20 protein-coding genes are annotated in these 19,403 nt (G+C 73.1%); 10 read left to right on the top strand and 10 right to left on the bottom strand.

Annotated elements, in window-relative coordinates; translation table 11 throughout:
- Positions 1 to 86: 86 nt before the first annotated feature.
- A complete protein-coding gene (locus AB0881_RS18215) occupies positions 87 to 1,547 on the top strand; it encodes an AMP-binding protein (RefSeq protein ID WP_366618087.1) in 1,461 nt (486 codons plus the stop codon).
- 27 nt (positions 1,548 to 1,574) lie between these two features.
- On the opposite strand, the gene AB0881_RS18210 is transcribed toward AB0881_RS18215, so the two are convergent.
- Positions 1,575 to 2,384 carry an enoyl-CoA hydratase/isomerase family protein gene (locus tag AB0881_RS18210; RefSeq protein WP_366618086.1) on the bottom strand — a complete coding sequence of 270 codons (810 nt, stop codon included), beginning with the start codon at positions 2,382 to 2,384 and terminating at the stop codon, positions 1,575 to 1,577.
- Positions 2,385 to 2,606: 222 nt separating this feature from the next.
- Between AB0881_RS18210 and AB0881_RS18205 the strand changes: the two genes are divergently transcribed.
- The 3 genes from AB0881_RS18205 to AB0881_RS18195 are packed head-to-tail and all read left to right on the top strand — an operon-like array spanning position 2,607 to position 5,004.
- A complete protein-coding gene (locus tag AB0881_RS18205) occupies positions 2,607 to 2,909 on the top strand; it encodes a hypothetical protein (RefSeq protein ID WP_366618085.1) in 303 nt (100 codons plus the stop codon).
- A complete protein-coding gene (locus AB0881_RS18200; protein ID WP_366618084.1) occupies positions 2,909 to 4,123 on the top strand; it encodes an FAD-dependent oxidoreductase in 1,215 nt (404 codons plus the stop codon). The genes AB0881_RS18205 and AB0881_RS18200 overlap by 1 nt, the downstream gene beginning before the upstream one ends.
- Entirely contained in the window at positions 4,120 to 5,004 is an 885-nt protein-coding gene (locus AB0881_RS18195) for an LLM class flavin-dependent oxidoreductase (RefSeq protein ID WP_366618083.1), read from the top strand. Before AB0881_RS18200 ends, AB0881_RS18195 begins: the two co-directional genes overlap by 4 nt.
- 74 nt (positions 5,005 to 5,078) lie before the next feature.
- Here AB0881_RS18195 and AB0881_RS18190 read toward each other — a convergent pair whose 3' ends face one another.
- On the bottom strand, positions 5,079 to 5,957 hold the full coding sequence (locus tag AB0881_RS18190) for an acyl-CoA thioesterase domain-containing protein (RefSeq protein ID WP_366618082.1): 879 nt from the start codon (positions 5,955 to 5,957) through the stop codon (positions 5,079 to 5,081).
- A gap of 167 nt (positions 5,958 to 6,124) precedes the next feature.
- Between AB0881_RS18190 and AB0881_RS18185 the strand changes: the two genes are divergently transcribed.
- Complete coding sequence (locus tag AB0881_RS18185) at positions 6,125 to 6,901, top strand: hotdog domain-containing protein (protein ID WP_366618081.1); 777 nt, start codon at positions 6,125 to 6,127, stop codon at positions 6,899 to 6,901.
- A 261-nt stretch (positions 6,902 to 7,162) separates the two neighbouring features.
- A complete protein-coding gene (locus AB0881_RS18180) occupies positions 7,163 to 8,062 on the top strand; it encodes a TIGR03619 family F420-dependent LLM class oxidoreductase (protein ID WP_366618080.1) in 900 nt (299 codons plus the stop codon).
- A 52-nt stretch (positions 8,063 to 8,114) separates the two neighbouring features.
- On the opposite strand, the gene AB0881_RS18175 is transcribed toward AB0881_RS18180, so the two are convergent.
- Positions 8,115 to 8,627, bottom strand: coding sequence for a helix-turn-helix domain-containing protein (locus AB0881_RS18175; protein WP_366618079.1), 513 nt, complete (start codon positions 8,625 to 8,627; stop codon positions 8,115 to 8,117).
- A gap of 95 nt (positions 8,628 to 8,722) precedes the next feature.
- On the opposite strand from AB0881_RS18175, the gene AB0881_RS18170 reads away from it, so the two are divergent.
- Positions 8,723 to 9,169 (top strand): hypothetical protein, encoded by a 447-nt coding sequence (locus AB0881_RS18170; protein WP_366618078.1) that lies wholly within the window; start codon positions 8,723 to 8,725, stop codon positions 9,167 to 9,169.
- A 55-nt stretch (positions 9,170 to 9,224) separates the two neighbouring features.
- On the opposite strand, the gene AB0881_RS18165 is transcribed toward AB0881_RS18170, so the two are convergent.
- Genes AB0881_RS18165 through AB0881_RS18155 form a run of 3 tightly spaced genes read right to left on the bottom strand, consistent with a single transcriptional unit; the run spans position 9,225 to position 11,756 of the window.
- The gene (locus AB0881_RS18165; RefSeq protein ID WP_366618077.1) at positions 9,225 to 10,097 is read right to left on the bottom strand and encodes an alpha/beta hydrolase fold domain-containing protein; all 873 of its coding nucleotides are present in this window, start codon (positions 10,095 to 10,097) and stop codon (positions 9,225 to 9,227) included.
- On the bottom strand, positions 10,094 to 10,897 hold the full coding sequence (locus tag AB0881_RS18160) for an SDR family oxidoreductase (protein WP_366618076.1): 804 nt from the start codon (positions 10,895 to 10,897) through the stop codon (positions 10,094 to 10,096). The genes AB0881_RS18165 and AB0881_RS18160 overlap by 4 nt, the downstream gene beginning before the upstream one ends.
- 55 nt (positions 10,898 to 10,952) lie before the next feature.
- A complete protein-coding gene (locus AB0881_RS18155) occupies positions 10,953 to 11,756 on the bottom strand; it encodes a glucose 1-dehydrogenase (protein WP_366618075.1) in 804 nt (267 codons plus the stop codon).
- A gap of 133 nt (positions 11,757 to 11,889) precedes the next feature.
- On the opposite strand from AB0881_RS18155, the gene AB0881_RS18150 reads away from it, so the two are divergent.
- Positions 11,890 to 12,732, top strand: coding sequence for a helix-turn-helix domain-containing protein (locus tag AB0881_RS18150; protein WP_366618074.1), 843 nt, complete (start codon positions 11,890 to 11,892; stop codon positions 12,730 to 12,732).
- A 50-nt stretch (positions 12,733 to 12,782) separates the two neighbouring features.
- Here the strand turns inward: AB0881_RS18150 and AB0881_RS18145 are convergent, their stop codons facing one another.
- From AB0881_RS18145 to AB0881_RS18130, 4 genes are all read right to left on the bottom strand, one after another.
- The gene (locus AB0881_RS18145) at positions 12,783 to 13,937 is read right to left on the bottom strand and encodes an LLM class flavin-dependent oxidoreductase (protein ID WP_366618073.1); all 1,155 of its coding nucleotides are present in this window, start codon (positions 13,935 to 13,937) and stop codon (positions 12,783 to 12,785) included.
- A 31-nt stretch (positions 13,938 to 13,968) separates the two neighbouring features.
- Positions 13,969 to 14,466, bottom strand: coding sequence for a flavin reductase family protein (locus AB0881_RS18140; RefSeq protein ID WP_366618072.1), 498 nt, complete (start codon positions 14,464 to 14,466; stop codon positions 13,969 to 13,971).
- A gap of 145 nt (positions 14,467 to 14,611) precedes the next feature.
- Positions 14,612 to 15,937: an amidohydrolase family protein gene (locus AB0881_RS18135; protein ID WP_366618071.1), complete on the bottom strand. Its 1,326-nt coding sequence runs from the start codon at positions 15,935 to 15,937 to the stop codon at positions 14,612 to 14,614.
- Position 15,938: 1 nt separating this feature from the next.
- Positions 15,939 to 17,135 (bottom strand): CoA transferase, encoded by a 1,197-nt coding sequence (locus tag AB0881_RS18130; protein WP_366618070.1) that lies wholly within the window; start codon positions 17,133 to 17,135, stop codon positions 15,939 to 15,941.
- A gap of 23 nt (positions 17,136 to 17,158) precedes the next feature.
- Here AB0881_RS18130 and AB0881_RS18125 point away from each other — a divergent pair, with 23 nt between their 5' ends.
- Entirely contained in the window at positions 17,159 to 18,139 is a 981-nt protein-coding gene (locus tag AB0881_RS18125) for an enoyl-CoA hydratase/isomerase family protein (RefSeq protein ID WP_366618069.1), read from the top strand.
- A gap of 144 nt (positions 18,140 to 18,283) precedes the next feature.
- Positions 18,284 to 19,402: a zinc metalloprotease gene (locus AB0881_RS18120; protein ID WP_366618068.1), complete on the top strand. Its 1,119-nt coding sequence runs from the start codon at positions 18,284 to 18,286 to the stop codon at positions 19,400 to 19,402.
- The last annotated feature ends 1 nt before the right edge of the window (position 19,403 follow it).

Genomic DNA, 19,403 nt, shown 5'->3' with positions numbered 1-19,403 from the left:
CATTTCGCCTGGGCGTTCACCGGTCGGCCCCCGCATGTCCGGGCCCGCCCGAACGCCGACAACCGAGCCGCCGCTGGAGGCCGTTGATGGAAAGCCAGAGAAGCTACAGCCGACGGATCGCCGAACTGGCCGAGGAACGCCCCGACGAGCGGGCGCTGTGCTTCAGCCTGCTCGACGGCGAGGAGGTGACCTTCACCAGGAGCGAGCTGCACCGCCGGTCGAGCCAGGTCGCCGGTGCGCTCGCCGACCGCGGGCTGGGCCTGGGGGACAGGGTCGCGCTGAGCCTCCGCAACACCCCCGAGTTCGTCCTGGGCGCACTCGCCGCGTGGAAGCTCGGCGCGGTGCCGGTCCCGGTGCGGTGGGACCTGCCGGATTGGGAGCTGTCGCGGGTCCGGGAGGTGATCGACCCGAAGGTGCACCTCGGCCCGTCCGACATCCCGTGGATCCGGGCGACCGCCGGCGACCCGGTGCCCGACCTGCCCGACGCGGTGTCGCCGCAGGTCTTCGGCATCTGCAGCAGCGGTTCCACGGGCACCCCCAAGGTGATCATCAGCGAGAGCCCCGCGCTCTTCGACGAGGCGCGCGCGACGCCGTTCGCGGCGGCGTGGCAGCCGGTCCCGCGCCCCGAGACCATCCTCGTGCCGGCGCCGATGTACCACACCAACGGCTTCTCCCCGCTGATGAACCTGCTGGGGGGCGACCGCCTCCTGGTCATGGAGAAGTTCGACGCGGCGCGCGTGGTCGACCTCATCGAACGGCACCGTGTGTCGACGTTCACCGCGACGCCCACCATGCTGCAGCGCATCGCGAACCTTCCGGACATCGGCCGGCGCGACCTGTCCAGCCTGCAGTGGTTCATGCAGGGAGCGGCGCCCATGCCGCCGTCGCTGGTGCGCCGGTGGGCCGACCTGATCGGGCCCGAACGCGTCTTCATGGCCTACGGCATGACCGAGGGGTTCGGTCTCACCGCGCTGCGGGGCGACGAGTGGCTCACGCACGAGGGGAGCGTCGGGCGCGGCTTCCGGGGCACCGAGATCCGCATCCTCGACGAGGCGGGGAAGGAACTGCCGCCGGGAGAGACCGGCACGGTCTACCTGAAGTCGGCGGCCCTCAAGGGCTCGTACACCTACCTCGGGACGAACGAGCGCGCCGCGGCCACCGAGGACGGGTTCCAGACGGCGGGGGACATGGGGTACCTCGACGACGAGGGCTACCTGTACCTCAAGGACCGCGCGGTCGACATGATCATCACCGGTGGCGCCAACGTGTTCCCCGCCGAGGTGGAGACCGCGCTCATCGACCACCCGAAGATCGCGGACGTGGTGGTGATCGGCCTGCGCGACCCCGAGTGGGGCCGCCGGGTCCACGCCGTCATCGAACCCGCGGACCCCGCCGCGCCGCCCTCGGCCGACGAGGTGATCGCCTTCGCGAAGGGGCGCCTGGCCGCCTACAAGGCGCCGAAGACGGTGGAGATCGTGGACGCCGTCCCCCGCAGCGCCGCTACCAAGGTCAGCCGCGGCGCCATGGTCAAGGCGCGCGGCGGCTGAGGCGGGAACGGGCCGGGAGGCGCCTTGTCATCGGCCGCGGAATTGTGGTGGTCGTTGTTCGTGGAAGGCGGTGATGCTCTCGTGCAGGTCTGAGGTGGTGAGGGTGACGGGCTGGGCCAGTGCCTCCCATTGCAGGGAGGCCTCCAGCCCGCCGGCCGCCTGCTCCAGACCGTTCTTGGTCAGCCGCAACGCGATCGGCGCGGCCTGCGCAATGCGCTCGGCCATGGCCAAAGCGTGCTGGAGCGCGTCGTCGGCGGTGTCGTTGACCAGCCCCCACTCCAACGCCAGCGCGGGCGCAACCTGCCGCCCGGTGTAGAGCATCTCGCGGGCACGAGTGATCCCGACCGCCTCCGGCAACAGCCAGGTCGCCGCCATCCCCCCGTGCGTGCCCCGGAACACGAACGGGGTACTGAAATGCGCACCCGGCCCGGCCACCCGCAGATCACACGCCAGCGCCAGACACACCCCCGCACCCACCGCCGGCCCGTTCACCGCCGCGATCACCGGAAACGACAACCACCGCGGCCGCAACCAACTCCGATAGAACGGCAGCATCCGCTCCCGCAACCGATCGATCGTCACCTCCCCACCCTGACCCTGGTCCTGGTTTTCGACCAGCCACGACAGATCCGCGCCCGAGGAGAAGGACTCACCCTGCCCCGTCACCACCAGCACCCGCGTCCCGGAATCGGCCGCCACCCGATCCAGCACCCGGTCCCAATCCCGGGTCATCTCCTCGGTCATCGCATTACCCACACCCGGCCGGTTCAACGTCACCACCCGAACCCCCGGCCCCGCCTCACTCAACAGCACCGCACCACCGGAATCACCAGCCACTTAACGATCCCTTCCACCACCAAAGTCAAAATCAAAACGCTATCGCAGCCCCCTGCCGGAACCGAGTTCCCGCAGCGGTGTCGTGGAGCGGGCGTGCCTGGTCGCGCCGGCGAAACGAACCCGTGCGCGGCCCGACCGATCCCGCTACTCTTCGATATGTTGACAACTTTATTGAGGATCGTGTTCAGTTCGGAAGGGCGCATGAACGGAGAAGGAGCGCGCATGAAGTTGCGACTGGGGCAGACCCTGAAGAGCGTCGTGGACTCGACCTCGGTGGTCGTGATCAGGAGTCCTCAGGAGGACGTCACGGTGACCTGCGGTGGCCACGAGATGACGGAGGAGCCGGGAGGCGAGGTGCCCGCCGCGGGCGGGGCCGGCGGCCCGGGCCTCCTGCTGGGGAAGCGGTACACCGTGGAGGGGATGGAGATCGAGCTGCTGTGCACCAAGGGCGGCGAGCACGCGGTCGCCGTCGACGGCGTGGCGCTCGAGCAGAAGTCGGCCAAGCCCCTCCCCGCGTCGGACTGATGGCGGCCGGGGAACGGGCGGCGGCCGTGCCCGGGCACGTGGTGGTCGTGGGCGCCGGCCTCGGCGGGCTGCGCACGATCGAGAGGCTGCGTTCGGACGGGTACGCGGGACGGATCACGCTGATCGGCGCCGAGCGGCATCCGCCGTACGACCGGCCGCCGCTGTCGAAGCAGATCCTCGACGGACGCTGGGAGCCCGAGCGGGCGACCCTCCGCGACAGCGCTGGCCTGGCGGACCTCGACGTGGCGATGCGGCTGGGCACCCATGCAGTGGCGTTGCGCGGGACGACGGTCGACCTGGACGACGGCGGCAGCGTCACCGGCGACGCCGTGGTCGCCGCGACGGGACTCGTCCCGCGCAGGGTGCCGCACCAGCCGGACGGCGTCGCGTCCCTGCGGACCCTCGACGACGCGCTCGCGCTGCGGAAGGCGTTCGACTTCGCCGGCTCGCTGATCGTCGTGGGCGGAGGGTTCATCGGAGCGGAGGTCGCCTGCGCCGCCCGCCGCAGAGGCATCGAGGTCACCGTTCTGGAGGCCCTGGCGGCGCCCTGCGAGCGGGTCCTGGGGCGCGAGGTCGGCGGGCTCGCGGCCCGGCTCTTCCAGGACGCGGGGATCGACCTGCGCCTAGAAACGCGGATCCTGCGGATGCCCGACCGGCACACGATCGAGCTCGCGGACGGGACGCTGCTGTCGGCCGACGTGGTCCTGGCGAGCGTCGGCGGTATCCCGGACCTCACCTGGCTCGGCGGCGCCGGGGTGCGGGTCCAGGACGGCCTGGCCTGCGACGCCCGCGGCCGCGCCATCGGCCTGGAGGACGTCTGGGCCGTGGGGGACGCGGCCGCCTGGTGGGACCCGGTCACCGGCGAGTACCACCGCGGGGAGCACTGGAGCACCACGATCGACCACGCCTCGCGGGTCGCCCGCGACATCCTCGGAGCCGAACCCCCGGCCGCCGCCCCGCCCTACGTCTGGTCCGACCAGTTCGATCTCAGGCTGCAGGTCGCCGGCCGGACGGGCGGCGCGGACGAGGTGGTCGCCCTGCACGGTTCGGGGCTGGAGGACGGCCCCGTGAAGGGGACCGTCGCCGGGTACCTCACCGGCGGCGTGCTGAGCGGCGTCGTCGCGTTCGGCGCCCCGGCGCCGTTCATGCGCTACCGCGCACTCGTCGCGTCCGGCGCCGACCGTTCGATGGTCCTCAAGGAAATGGCCCGGTGAACACCGCTCGGGCGGGCATCTACCTGCCGCAGGTACGGATGGATCTGGCGACCATCGAAGCGCGCGCACGGGCGGCGGAGGACGCCGGATTCCACTCCGCCTGGTTCATGGACCACCTGTCGCCCCCGGCCGGCCGCGGCCTGCCCATGCTCGACGCCTGGACCGTCGCGACGGCGGTCGCGGTGCGCACCGAGCGGCTGCGTGTGGGCCACCTCGTGCTGTGTACGGAGTTCCGCCATCCGGCGATGCTGGCGAAGATGGCCGCCAGCCTCGACGTCGTCTCCGGCGGCCGGTTCGACCTCGGGCTGGGGTGGGGCTCGGTCGCCCGGGAACTCGCCGACTACGGGTTCACCGGCGCCGGCCCCGCGGTGCGCGCCGAGCGGCTCGGCGAGACCATCGAGATCCTCCGCGCGCTGTGGACGGGCGAGGAGGTCGACTTCGACGGGAGGCACTGGACGCTCCGGGACGCGGTCTGCCTCCCGCGCCCGGTCTCCGGTGAGGTGCCCATCCATATCGGCGGTGCCGGGCCGAAGCTCACGCTGCCGCTCGTCGCCCGCTCGGCCGACTGGTGGAACTGCCCGTCCAGCGCCGCGCACCGGATCGCCGAGCTGCGCCCGTCGATCGGCGCGGCGCGCGTCTCGGTGCAGCATCCGATCGGGCTCGCCCCCTCGACCGCCGCCCGGGACGAGGTCGTGGAGCTCGCGCGGCGCCGCTTCGGTGCGTGGGGCGGGCTGATCGCCGGGACGCCCGACGAGGTCGCCGCGGCGCTGCGCCCGGAACGCGAGGCCGGGGCCGAGCTGTTCGTCTGCCAGTTCCACGACTTCGGGCGCCCCGAGTCGTCCAGACTCTTCGCCGAGGAGGTCCTTCCGGCGCTCGGCTGACTCCGCCGCCCGGGGTGCCGATGATCCGCGGGTCAGCGGCACCCCGGTCGGGAGGCGTCGGGAGGCGTCCGGTGTCACAACCGGGATTCGACGGGTGCGGAGGCCGCCGGGCCGCCGGCCGGGAGGTTGCGGATCATGGCGTCCTGGGTGAACGAGGCGATGAGGCGGCCGTCCTCGGTGAGCACCTGGCCGCGCACGTGGCTCATGCCCGCCCCGGCGTAGGCGCCCTCGTGGTGGTAGCGGATCCAGCCGTCCCAGCCGAGGGGCTCGTGGAACGTCACCCCGATGCCCATGGGCGCGGTCGAGATGGTGTGGTGCGCCTGGGCCGTGCCGACCCCCGCATGCGGGCGCATCGAGGTGGCGATGGACAGATGCCCGGTGAAGTGGGTCAGCAGCGCGCGGCGGAGGTCGTCGCGTTCGGGCACGGCGTCGTAGCGCAGCCAGGCGTTCACGACGGGCGGCCCGACCTCCTCCGGATCGTCGAGGTCCCGGATGCCCTCGATGCGCACCTCCCGGCCCTGCATCGGCATCCCGGCGGGGTACGCGGTGCCGGGGCCCCCGACGGGCCCGCCGGTCCACCGGTCATGCCTGATGACGTCGGGCTGCGGCCGGTCCAGCAGCAGGGTGACGGTCGAGCGGATCCGGTCGTTCTGCGCGACGGCGACCGTCGCGCTCGCGAAGGACCGACCGGCCTGGACCGGGGTGACGGTGAACTCGAGGGGAAGCGCCGGGTCGCCCACGGAGACGAACAGCGCGTGCGCGGAACGGACGGTACGCCCGGGCAGGGCCTTGCCCACGGCCACGACCGCCTGCGCGAGCATCTGGCTGCCCTCCACCACCTGGCGCCCTTCGTCGAAGCTGTCCCCCCGGAACCGGCGCGGCCCGTCGGGGCCGTCGTCGACCGCCTCCACATCGAAGATGTCGATCATCTGCTGCGATGCCGTCTCGGTCATGCCCGCACTCCTTCACACGTGCCCGTCCACGGTCTGTGGTTGCGCCTCGAATCAGTGAATCAGTATTATTAGAAATATCAAACTATCTGTGCCGGGTGAAGGAGCGCCATGACGGGACGCCCGGGAGCCGGCGAGGCCGGACCGCGAGCACGCAAGGAGACGCCCGAGTGAACCCGACCATCGCCGCGGCGGAGGAGACCCCGCGCCACGTCCTCAACGAACTCGGCTTCTCGACCAGGCGGGTCGGCGAGGAACTGCACGGCACGGCCTCGATCACGCCGCAGATGCACGTGCCGGGGACCTCCCATCTGCGGACGTCCATCCTCGCCACCTGGGCGGACATGCTGACCGGCCTGCTCGCGACCCGGGTCATCGCCCCGCGCGTACCGGTGACGCTCGAACTCGACGTGCACCTCTACCGGCCGGCTCCGGCGGCCGGCGACCTCGTCGGGATCGCCAGGACGGTCAAGGCCGGCCGCTCGACGATCGTCGCGGAGGTCGACTTCACCGTGGACGGCGAGCCGCTGGCCATCTCGAAAGGCCTGTTCATGATGGCGCCGGACCCCGACGTGCGGCTGCCGCCGATGCACAGCCTCGATTCCCCCGCGACGGGCGCGCGGCTGGCCGTGCCGCTGGCCGAGCGCGTGGGCTGCGAGCGCCGCGGCGCGGGGACGGCCGCCCTTCCCCGGAGGGAGGACGGGCTGAACGCCACCGACTCCGTCAACGGCGGGCTCATCGCTCTGGTCGCGGAGGAGGCGGTGCTGTCGCTGGCGCCCGGCGACACGCTCCGTTCGCTCAGCCTGACCTACCTCCACGCAGCGCGCGTCGGGCCCGTGGTCGCGACCGCACGCCTGCGCGACGGGCTCGCCCGGGCGGAGCTGCGCGACTCCGGCCACGGCGACCGCCTCACGGGCCTGGTGACCGCCAGAACCTTCCGTGGCTGACGCCCGTCCTCCCCGATGGCGGACGCCGCACGCGAGGCGCACCGCACGGGCGCTCGTGGCGACCCATCGGCAACGTACGGAATCGCCCGGATTCGACGCCTTTTGAGAAGGGAGGGCCCACAGTGCCCTCAAAGGCCGAACGACCTGGTGCGAGCCCGTGGCCAGGGCTCGCCGACATCGCGACGGGGGCACCGGAGTCCCTGATCGTCCTGGGGTCGGCGTACCTGTGGTCCCGCTGGCGGCGGAGAAGAGGCGCCTGAGATGAAGGTCGGCTTCGTGGTGGGCGGCGACCTGGAGCGGGCCGTCCGCCTCGAACGGCGCGGCGCCGACTCGCTGTGGACGGGCGGTCACGTCGCCTCGCGGAATCCGTCACCCGAGCCGATGATGAACCTCGCCCGCTTGTCCGCGGTGACCGGTCGTGCCCGGCTCGGCACCTCGGTACTGCCGCTGCCGCTCTATCCGCCGGCGATGATCGCGAAGCAGGTGGCCGACCTCGACCGGGCGACCGCCGGCCGGCTGCTCCTCGGGGTCGGGATCGGCGGCGAGTACCCGCAGGAGTTCCGGGCCTGCCAGGTTCCGCTGGAGGAGCGCGGGCGCCGGCTGGACGAGGCGGTCCCGCTGCTGCGCAGGCTGTGGACGGCGGAGGAGATCTCCCACGACGGCCCCCTGTTCGCCATGGAGAACGTCAGGATCCACCCCGCGCCGGCACAGGCCGGTGGCCCGCCCGTCGTCATCGCGGGCCGCAAGGAACGGGCGATGCGCCGCGCGGCGGCGATCGGCGACGGGTGGATGCCCTACCTGTACTCACCGCGCCGGTACGCGGCGTCGGTCCGGCGGATCCGGGCGATCGCGGCCGAGGCGGGCCGCGACCTCGGCGGATTCGGCTGGTACGCCTTCGTGTTCGTGAACGTCCACGACGACGGCCCGCGCGCCCGCCGGGAGGCGGCGCGCACCATCGGCGGCACCTACGCCCAGGACTTCCACGCCATGATCGGCAGTGTGGCGGTCGTGGGAACGGTGCCCGAGGTGATCGGCGAGCTGCGGGCCTTCGCCGCCGCCGGCGTCCGGCACTTCGTCTTCATGCCGGCGCCGGGTACCGGCGACGCCGACGCCGTCATCGACCGCCTTCTCGACGACGTCCTCCCCGCGGTACGCGAGTAGTCCGGACGGAGCCACCGGCCGGACGCGGGCGCGGGACCCGGGACGTTCCGGGTCAGCGGGAGTCGTCGCGGTCGCGAGGCAGAGGCCCGCCGAGCAGCCACGTTCCCGGGCCGTTGGCCGCGCCCGGCCCGGGGAGCACGTCGACCGTGTCCGCGGTGACCGGCTCACCGCACTCCGAGCAGGCCACTCGGGGGGTGAACTCGTGGCCGCACGCTTCGTGGACGAGCCGGACGGGCGGCCCGCCGGCCGGTGTCTGCCACCGGTCGCCCCAGGCCATCATCGCCATGAGCACGGGAACCAGTTCCCGCCCGGCCTCGGCGAGGTGGTACTCGTGGCGCGGCGGGCGGTCCTGGTAGCGCCGGCGTTCGAGGATCCCCGCCGCGACCAGGTCCTCCAGCCGCTTGGCGAGCAGGTTGCGGGAGATGCCCAGGTTGCCGGCGATGTCGTCGAAGCGGTGCAACCCCAGATAGACGTCCCGCACGATCAGCGGGCTCCACCACTGCCCGACGACCTCGAGAGTGCGGCCGATCGAGCAGTGCATGTCGGCGAAGCTGGTCTTCTGCACGCTTCCAGTCTAGTGAGTTGACTCATTGAACGCACCGCTCGTAGGGTGAGCCCCGGACAGTGAGTTCAATACAAGTACTTACTAGGAGGTCGGCCATGCCCTTCGTGGAGGTCTTCGCGCCCAGGGGCGCCCTGGACGGCGAGCGCGGCACCCGGGCCAAGGAGCGGCTGGTGGCGGAGGTCATGGCGGCCGAGGGTGCGCCCGACACCCCCGCCGCACGGGACATCTCCTGGCTGGTGGTGACCGAGCCGGACGACTGGTTCGTCGGCGGCCGCCCGCTGCCCGCCGACGAGCCCCCGCGCTACCTGGTTCGGGTCAGCGTCCCCGCCGGGTCGCTGGACGACGGCAAGCGCCGCGACATGATCGAGCGCGTCACGCGCGTTCTGGCCGACGCCGACGAGGACGCCGGCCGCGTCTATTCCGCACCGGTCGCCTGGGTGCATCTCGTCGAGATCCCGGACGGCAACTGGGGCGCCATGGGCCGCGTCTTCCGCCTGCCGGACATCATCGAGCACGTGGCCGGCGCCCCGGCTGCCGGCTAGGAATCTCCGGCCCGGCTACGGGAGCGGCGGGCTCCAGTGGCGCGCCCTCCGGTCGTCATGTGCCCTCCTGGGCGAGGAAGCGGGCGATGGTCTCCAGCGCCGCCGCCGACTCCGGACGGTCGGGGTGGACGGAGGGCCAGGCGTGCGGCACGCCCCGTTGGATGTCGAGCGCGGTCCGCACCCGGGCCCGCGCCAGCGCGGACGCCATGGTGAGCGTGTCGTCCAGCAGTACCTCGTCGGTGCTCGCGAGCAGCAGGGTCGGCGGGAAGCCGGCGAGGTCGGCCAGTAGCGGGGAGGCGAGCGGGTCGGCGGGATCGTGTCCTTGGAGGTACTGGCCGGCGGCCTGGCGCGCGGCGGCGTGCGAGAACAGCCGGTCGGACGCCGCCCGCGAGCCGTAGCTGCCCGCGGTGCAGCGCAGGTCGAGCCAGGCCGACGCCAGGACGAGCGCACGGGGGACGGCGACCCGCGCCCGCGGGCAGGCGGCCACGAGCGCCGCGGCGAGGCCGCCGCCCGCCGAGTCCCCGACGGCGGCCGGGGGAGGCCCGCCCTCGGCGAGGACCCGTTCATGGACGGTCATCGCGTCGTGCAGCGCGGCCGGGAAGGGATGCTCCGGCGCGAGCCGGTAGTCGACGGCGACGACGCGCGAGTTCGTGGCGGCGGCGAGGCGGGCGGCGAAGGGCGCGAACAGGGCGGCCGAGCCCAGCCGGTAGCCGCCTCCATGGAAATAGGTCAGGACGCCCCGCGGCCGGGGCGGAGCGCACACGACGCAGGGGACGTCCCCGTACCGGACGCCGGTGACCTCGACACCGGGGATCTCCGGCGGTGCCGCGGCTCCGGCGGCGGCGCGCAGGGCGGCGAGGTCGTCGGGCGTCGGTACCGTCGAGCGGCGCTGCTCGGGGAGCCGCCATGCGGCGGGGGCGGCGCTCACGGCAGGACGTAGGGGTCTTTGATCGAGGCGCCGCCGTCCACCGCGATCGTCTGGCCGGTGATGAAGTCGGAGAGTCCGCCGCTCAGGAAGAGCGCGGCCGACGCGATGTCGAGCGGCCGGCCGTTCTTCTGGAGCGGCACCGGGATGGTGGGGCGCTCGCGCGTCGCCTCCTCCGGATTCGCCGCCAGGATGCGCGGCGTGAGGATGGAGCCGGGGGCGACGGCGTTCACGCGGATGCCGTGAGGGCCCAGCTCCTCCCCGAGCGTCCGCACCCAGGAGATGAGACCGGCCTTGGCGGCCCCGTACGCGCCGTGGCGCACCGACGCCGTCATGCCGTGCACGGAGGCGACGAACACCATCGTCCCGGGCGTGCCGGTGTCGACCATGTGCCGGCCGATGTGCCGGCCCAGCAGGTACGCGTGGCGGAGGCAGATGTCGAACTGCGCGTCCCAGGTCCGCTCGTCCATGTCGATCGCCTCGACCCATTCGGCCAGCCCGACGATGTCGACGAAGCCGCCGAGCGGGCCGCCGACCGCCGCCGTGGCCTCCTCGACCAGCCGGACGACCTCGTCCCCGCGGGTGACGTCGCCGACCCAGGGGACGCCTCCGACCTCCTCGGCTATCTCTTTGGCGCGGGCGGCGTCGATGTCGACGCACACCACCCGTGCCCCGCACTGGGCGAGCGCGTGGCTCGTCTGGCGGCCCATTCCCTGTCCGGCGCCGACGACGACGATGGTCCGGCCGTCGAGGCGGAGGAGTTCCTGGTAGCCCGGCACCGGGCTCTGGTCGGTGGAGGTCATGTCTGGTCGCCCTTCCCGTGTCTGGCTGGGGTCTTCCGTCGCGCGTCCCGGCCGGTCAGGCCATGGAGGCGCCTCCGTTCGCCCGCAGGACCTGCCCGGTGACGAACCGCGACGCGTCGGCCGCGAGGTAGAGCATCGCCCAGGCGATGTCGGACGGCTCGCCGATCGTTCGTAGCGGTGTGTGCGCCGCTCGATCAGCGAAGATCTGTTCGCGTTTCGCCTCGTCGACGGTGCCGTCGTCGCCGACCCAGTAGCGCTCCGTCATCCCGGTCGGCACCCAGCCGGGCGCGACGGTGTTGGCGCGCACGCCGTGGGGGCCGACCTCGGCGGCGAGCGTGCGGGTCAGCGTCGCCACCGCCGCCTTGCTCATCGCGTAGCAGGAGATGCCGGGCGTCGCCGTGTCCATCCCGGTGGACGCGACGTTGATGATCGAGCCGGCCTTGCGTGCCGTCATCGCGCGGGCCGCCGCGGCGCATCCCCAGTAGGTGCCCTTGAGATTGACGTCGAGGACGAGGTCGAGTTCCTCTTCGGGGGTGTCGACGATGGGTCCGTAGCGGATCACGCCGGCGACGTTGGCCCAGACGTCGATGCGCCCGTGGCCGTCCAGCGCGGCCCGGGCGACGCCGTCGACGGCCGCCCGGTCGGTGACGTCGGCCGGAACCGCCGTCGCCGCGCGGCCGAGGGCCCGTACCGCGCCGGCGGTCGCGCGGAGGCCGGACTCGGCGACGTCGGTCAGCACGATGTCCGCTCCGGCCTGGGCGAACGTGATGCAGGCCTGGCGGCCGATGCCGCTGGCCGCCCCTGTGACGACGGCCGTCCGCCCGGTGAGGTCGAACGCACGCTCAAGCTCCGTGTGCATGGGTCTCCGTTAGCCTTGGTTTCGGTGGAGTGAAAGACTTTTTGCAATACGCCTCGGCCGGGCGAGGCCGGGTGCGGTACGTTGCACACCGTCCGCCCGGTGGTGGGCGGGCGTCCGACCTGAGGGGAACGTGATGGCGCGACCGGCACCCGCCGCCGCGCGGGCAATGAAGATCATCGATCTGCTCGTCACGCACCGCGGCGAGCAGTTCACGATCTCCGACCTCGCCCGGCGCACCGGAATGAGCCTCGGCTCCGCGCACGCGGTGCTCGCCGTCCTCGAAGAGTCCGGCTACCTCGGCAGGCACCCCGTCCGGCGGACCTACGGTCTCGGGCCGGCGCTGGTCAGCGCGGGGATGGCCGCGCTGAACCAGCATCCCGCGATCCGCGCCGCCACCGAGCGGATCGACGGGCTCGCCGCCGAACTCGACGCCGACGTGGTCGTCACCGCGGCCACCCCCGTGGACATCGTGTTCGTCGCCGTCGGCGGATCGGGCTCGCGCTACGGCCCCGGGTTCCGGGAGGGCGAGCGGGTGCCGCTCGTTCCGCCGCTCGGCCTGGTCTTCATGGCGTGGGCGCATCCGGACGAGGTGGCGGCCTGGCTCGGGCGCGCCCGCGTCGACCTCGACCGTGAACGGGTCGAGAACGCGCTGGCGACCGTCCGCGAGCGCGGGTACGCGCTCGGCCGCGGCGGGACGGCGGAGCCGGCGCCCGCCGGGCCGGGGGACCCTGGGTCGCTGGCGCCGATCTCGCTGCACGACGCCTACGACCTGCCCCATGTCGAGCCGGACGAGGTGTACGGACTCGAGATGGCGTCGGCGCCGGTGTTCGACACCGACGGCCGGGTGGTCGTCGCCATCACCGCGAGCGGCTTCTCTCCCGGACTGACCGGGCGGGAGGTCACCGACATCGGGGAGCGGGTCAAGGCCTGCGCCACCGTCGTGACCAAGCGGACGCGCGGCAAGCTCCCCGCCTGACGGCCGCCGCCCCGGCATCGGCGGCCTCCGGTGCCGGATCGCGCCCACGGTCAGGAGCCCTCGAACAGGGCGCCGTAGTCGAGGCGGTGCCCGCGCTTCTCCAGTTCGGGGATGACCTCGGTGCCGAGCAGCTCGATGCTGCGCATCACCTTCTCGTGGGGCAGGGCCCCGAACTGGGAGTAGCACAGCAGCTGGTCGACCCCGGCCTCCTCGTACCGGAGGATCTTGCGGAGGCACTCCTCGGGCGTCCCTACGATGATCATGTCCTGCCCCGTGTAGCGGGCGATGTCGATGTCGCCGCGGATCGTCGGCTCCAGGAGCGGGAACGCCTTCCGCTTCTCCTCCTCCGGCAGGTGGGCCAGCTCCCACTCGAGCGTGAACTCGGCGAGGTTCTGGTACCACCACTTGACCGACTCCCAGATGCCGTAGCGCTCGGCCTCCTCGGGGTCGTCCGTGCAATGCACGAGGGTGTACGCGCCGACCCGGTCGTTCTTGAACCGGGGGAGGGGCCGTTCGCAGTCGGCCTGGCCGCGGCGGTAGGTCCGGATCGCCTCCGCCATCTTCTCGACGGGCTGCATGAGGGCGAACGACAGGAGCCCGAGCCCGAGCTTCCCGGCGTTGTACGCGGACGTCTCGCTGGCGGCGGCGAGCCATGCGGGAGGGTGCGGGGACTGGTGCGGGCGCGGGGTGATGAACCGCTCGGGGAAGTCGATGGTCTCCGACTTCCACGCCATCCGCTCCTTGCTCCACGCCTCGATGACGAACTCGAACGCCTCGCGCCACATGTCGCGGGAGCGGTCGTCGGCGGGGACGCCGAACGCGAGCTGCTCGTTGGGCGTCGACCGCCCGGACCCCCATTCGACGCGGCCGCCGCTCAGCAGGTCCACGGTGGCGACCTTCTCGGCGACCCGTACCGGATGCTGGAAACCGGACGGCAGCAGCACCACGCCGAACCCGAGCCGGATGTTCTCGGTGATCTGGGACAGCGCGCCCAGGACGGTCTCGTTGCTCGCGCAGGCGGACCGTCCTTCGCGGAAGTGGTGCTCGACGGCCCAGACCGTCTGGAATCCGAGCCGGTCGGCGAGCTTGACCTGCTCGAACGCGTCGGCGTAGGCCTGCCGCTCCGCGTTCTTCTGACCCTCGGGGAACGGTTCGGCGTAGGGGCCGGGCTTCGGCTGGAACTCGTACATCAGGTCGAGCTTCATGTGTCTCCCTCTTCCTTGCGCTCTGCTTGCTTCAGGCCGTGACGAGCCGGCGGAAACGGCTGCCGTGGAAGACCAGCGGCCGGCGGCCGGGGGCGGCCCGCAGCGCGTGGACGGCCAGCAGCGCGATCGCATGATCGCCGGCCGGGAGCTCCTCCTCGACCGAGCACTCCAGCCAGGCGACCGCGTCCCGGACGAACACCGCCCCCTCCGTGTAGGCGGTCCAGTCGATCCCGGCGAACCGGTCGCCGTCCTTCGACGACAGCGCCCGGCAGGCGTCGCCGTGGTGCTCGGCGAGCACGCTGACGCCGAGCCGCCGTGCCCGGCGGAGCCGGGGCCAGGTGGCCGACGAGTTCCGCAGGCACACCGACACGAGTCCCGGGTCGATCGAGACGCAGGTGAAGGAACTGGCGGCGATGCCCACGGGCTCGCCGCCGTCGAGTGCGCAGAGCGCGGTGACGCCGCTGGGGAAGCAGGCGTACGCCGCTCTCAGCTGGGCCGGATCTCCGGTGACGGGTTCGAGCTTGACCATGCAAGTCGCCCTCTCCTCCGAGTCTCTTTCGCAATAGCGAAAGATCTTTTCATATAGAGGAGTATGTGCATGGCTCCGAGAGGCTGTCAAGGGCAGGGGCCGTACCGAAGGGACTGCTGCCACGCGACGCGCGGCGGGTCTCGTCTCAGGCGGTGTTCACGGGCTCGCCGTCGAGGAGGACGGTCGCGATATGGGCCGCGTCCAGGTCGTGGAGCGCCTCGGCCAGGGGGAGCCGCAGGACGATCAGGTCGGCGTGCGTACCCGGGCGTACCCGGCGTGGCGGGCCTCCGGGCGTGCCGGGCGCGCCGAGGTAGGCGTCGAGGGCCTGCCGCGGGGTGAGGCGTTCGGCCGGCCCTGCGATGTCGCCGTGTGGGGTGCGGCGGTGGACCGCCGCGCGCATGACCTGCCAGGGGTCGACCGGGCCGTAGGGCGCGTCGCTGGAGAGGGCCAGGGGGACGGCGGCGTTCAGGAGGGATCGGCACCGGTAGAGGTCGGGATGGTCCTCGGCGGGGACGTCGCGGAGGTAGTCGTCGCCTCGGTCGGCGAGGAAGCCTGGCTGCGTGACGACGCGGAGACCGCGGCGGGCCAGGTCGGTGATGGTGTCCGCGGGGACGAGGGCGGCGTGCTCGATCCGGTCGCCGGGCCGTACTCCCGCCGTGTCGAACGCGGCGAGGAGGAGGAAGAGGGCCTCGCGGGTCACGCAGTGGACGGCGACACAGCGGCCGTGTGCGTGCTCGGCGGCGATCCGTGCGGCGAGGTCGTCGAGGGACGGGAGCGCCGAGTCGGCCAGGACGATCTTGCGGGGGCCGATCGTGATCCGTTCTCCGGTGCCGGCGGCGCCGAGCGAGTGGACGTGCTGGGGTACGCCGTCCAGGGACGCGGGGTCGAGGTCGGGGGTGGCGTCGGTGAGGCCGGTGATCCCCAGGCGGAGGAGGTCCCGTCCCAGGCCGGGGAGGTCCAGCGGCGGCGGGGGCGGGAGCCGGGTGCGGAGCCAGGCGTCGGCGCGCCAGAGCCGGCCGGTGGGATTGCCAGCGGGGTCGCGTTCGATGCCGGGGTGGTCGGCGTTGACGAGCCCGGTGGCGGCGATGGCGGGGGTGTTGAGCATCCACAGGGCGCCGCTGCGGTGTTGCACGCGCAGCGGGCGGTGCGGTTCCAGCCGGTCCAGGGCGGCGGCGTCGAGATCGTCGGCGAGGCCGGTGGCGCGGAGCCAGCCGTGGGCGTCGGGGGCCGCGGCGGGGAGGGCGGCGGCAAGGGCGGCGCGGTCGCGGCAGCGCAGCGAGCGGCGTTCGGCGGCCAGGGCGTGCAGGTGCAGGTGGTGGTCGTGCAGGCCGGGCAGCAGGGCTCCGCCGCCGCCGTCGAGGACGGGTTCCCCCGGGCGCCGGGGGAGAGGGCGGCCGATCTCGGTGACGCGGTCGCCTTCGGTACGGACGTCGGCGCGGTGTCCGCCGACCTCCACGTCGCGCAGGAGCACCTCACAGCTCCTTCAACACGGCGGCGGTGTGCTCGCCGGAGCGCGGCGCGCGGCCTGCGGGAGAGCGCCGGCGGGGCACGGCGACCGGCAGGGCGCCTTGTTCGGTTTCGATCATCCACCCGTCGCCGTCCTGGAACGCGGCGGGTGAGGGGGCGGGTGAGGGGGCGGGGGAGTGATCGGGGAGTGTCGCGGCGATCAGCGGTCCCATCGCCAGGTCGTGCAGCCGGGGCTCCGGCCGCAGGGCCAGGACGGCGGCGGCCAGGCCGGTGAGGGGGTCGGCGATGGCGTCGCCGGCGAACAGCGGGGAGCCGTCGCCGTCGCGGGCGACCAGGCCGCAGGAGGCGGCGATGTCGTCGCCGAAACCGACCCGCTGGGAGGAGCGGCCGTGGGCGGTGATCGAGATCCAGGCCGTTCCGGCGGCGACGGCCTCGCGGGCGTCCAGTCCCCAGCGGGCGAGCGCGTGCGGTCGGGACGCCTCGATCACGATGTCGGCGGCGTCCACCAGGGCCCGCAGCGCGGCGCGTCCATCGGCGGTGCCGGGATCGAGTACCACGCTGCGATGCCCGGCGTGCAGGAGATCGTAGAAGGCGGGGTCGCCGCGCCGTGCCCCGTCCGGCCGGTCGGGCGTCTCGACCTTGATCACGCGGGCTCCGGCGAGCCCGAGCAGATGGGCGCACAGCGGACCGGCCCACAGCGCGGAGAAGTCGACGACGAGGAGATCGCGCACCGGCCTGGCGGCGGTCGCGAGGTCGGGGGACCATGCGGCGGGGCGGGCGATCGGGCCCGCCGCGATGCCCAGCGGCTCCGCGCGCTCGGCCAGCTCCGCGCCGGTGTGGCGGGCGAGCCAGGCCGTCACCGCGGGCCACGGGTCAGCGCCGGTCTCGGCTCCGATCAGGGCGCCGAGCAGGGACGGGTCGTCCGGGCGGGCGCAGGAGACCGCGGCCCACCCGTCGGCGGTGGGCAGCAGCCGGCAGGAGCCGCCCGCCGAGATCCGGCCGCGTCGGCGGTGGTCGGTGAACGCGGCGCGCTCGGAAAGCAGCGCCGGGCCGTCGATCGCGACGCCGGTCACCGCCGCGAACCGGTCGGCCAGCTCGGCCGCCAGCGCCGCGGCACGGCCGGGCGGCATCCGCGGCGGCCCGCCGGGACGGCCGGTGAGCGGCACGATCCCGCTGCGCGCCCAGGCCGCACCCGGTTCCATGGCGGTCAGACTACTCTCGACCGGTGGATCTTCTGCGTACGAGCCTGCCCGAGCTGGCCGATGCCCTCGACCTCGGCGACGCGCCGCTGGCGGCCGTCGAACTGGACGATGCCTCGCCCGCCGTTCTCGAACGGATCGCCACCCGGGCACGCGACGCCGACCGCATCCTGATCGGCCTGGGCGACGGTCCCCCCGAGGCCGCCGACCTGCTCGACCTCACCCTCGGAAACGCCGGGTCCGCGTCGATCCCCGTCGACGACCCGGAGACGGAACTGGCCGCCCTCGCCGACGCCGTGCGCCGCAACCCGCAGGCATCACTGGTCCTGGCGCAGGTGCTGCGGGCCTCGGAGCACCTGCCCGTCCCCGCCGCGCTGGACGTGGAATCGCTCGCGTACTCCACGCTGCTCGGCGGCCCCGAGTTCGCCCGCTGGCTGGACGAGCGCGGCCCCCGCCCGCTGCCGCCCGATGCCGAGCACCCGGTCCTGGCCGAACGCGACGGCGACCTCCTGCACGTGACGCTGAACCGGCCCGAGCGCCGCAACGCCTACGGACGCCAACTCCGCGACGCCCTGGTCGAGGCCCTGACCATCGCGGTCCACGCCCCCGACGTCCGCGTCCTCCTGGACGGCGCCGGCCCCGCCTTCTGCTCCGGCGGCGACCTGGCCGAGTTCGGCACCACGCCCGACCTGGTCAGCGCGCACCTCATCCGTACCCGAGGCGGTGCGGGACGCCTCGTGCACGCGCTGCGCGACCGCATCGAGGTCCGCCTCCACGGCGCGTGCGTCGGCGCCGGCCTGGAGCTCCCCGCCTTCGCCGGAACCGTACGCGCCGCATCCGACACCGTCTTCCGGCTCCCCGAGATCGCGATGGGCCTCATCCCCGGCGCGGGCGGTACCGTCAGCCTGCCGCGGCGGATCGGCCGCCACCGCACCCTCTACCTCGCACTCACCGGACGGCCCATGGACGCGGCCACCGCACGCGAATGGGGCATGGTCGACGCATAGCCGACCGCGGCGGAGTGGCGCCCTTAAATATGCGCCCAAATCGTCAAATAATGCTCCGTGCTGGTGGTGGAGGATCCTCTCCGGGTGCATCGTGAGAAGGGGGGTGGAGCGCCCGCCTTCCATATTGTTCCGGGGAAGATTTCCATGACTGAGACGAATTCATTACCGCCGCCGTCGCGCGATCTGTGCGCCACGATGCTCGTGCACCGGCGGCTTCTCAACGAGAGCATGTCCTACCGCGCCCATCGCCGGACCATCGAGAACCGGGCGATGCAGTACGAGGCCGGGCGGGTCACGCCGGAGACCTCGGACGTGGTGACGATCCCGGTGGTCGTCCACGTGGTCCACAATCCGGCCGTGCCGGAGCAGAACATCTCCAACGAGCAGATCCAGAGCCAGATGAGGGTGCTCAACGAGGACTTCCGCGCCGCCAACGGCGACGTGGGGAAGGTGCCGGAGGTGTGGCGGCGGCTCGTGGCCGACGCGCGGATCGAGTTCCGGCTCGCCGACCGCGACCCGGAGGGCGAGCCCACCGGCGGGATCGTGCGGGTGGAGACCGACCGGCAGGGGTTCAGCTGGGACGACGGCGTGAAGTCGGCCCGTACCGGTGGTTCCGACGCCTGGCCCGCCGACCGCTACCTCAACATGTGGGTCTGCGCGCTGACCGGAGGGCTGCTGGGGTACGCGCAGTTCCCGGGCGGCCCGCCGGACACCGACGGCGTGGTGGTCCTGAACAAGGCGTTCGGCACCACCGGCCTGGCGGCGCCTCCGTTCGACGGCGGCCGGACCGCGACGCACGAGATCGGCCACTGGCTGGACCTGTACCACATCTGGGGCGACGACGACGGGGCCTGCTCCAGCGACGACAAGGTCGACGACACGCCGAAGCAGGGCGACGCGAACACCGGCCGGCCCACGTTCCCGCACATCAGCTGCGGCAACGGCCCGAACGGCGACATGTTCATGAACTACATGGACTACACCGACGACGTCGCCATGTTCATGTTCACGCACGGGCAGAGCACGCGCATGCGGGCCTGCCTGGAAGGGGCGCGGGCCTCGTTCTCGGTCGCGGGGGCGCCGCGCGCGGCGGAGCCGCCCGCCGAGCCGGTCACCGAGGCGGTGCCGGTGATGCGCGCGTCCGAGCAGGACGGTGAGATGGAGCGGCTCCTGCACGACGGCGAGCGGCTGACCAGGGAGCTCCTGCGGGAGATCCACACCGCCCTGGGCCTGGTGAACGAGCGGACGGCCGGGCGGAGTTGAG

The sequence above is a fragment of the Spirillospora sp. NPDC029432 genome (assembly GCF_040703975.1).
Classification (GTDB): Bacteria; Actinomycetota; Actinomycetes; order Streptosporangiales; family Streptosporangiaceae; genus Spirillospora.
The sequence above is the reverse complement of the archived record's forward strand: the minus strand, read 5'-3'. Positions and strand labels throughout refer to the sequence as shown.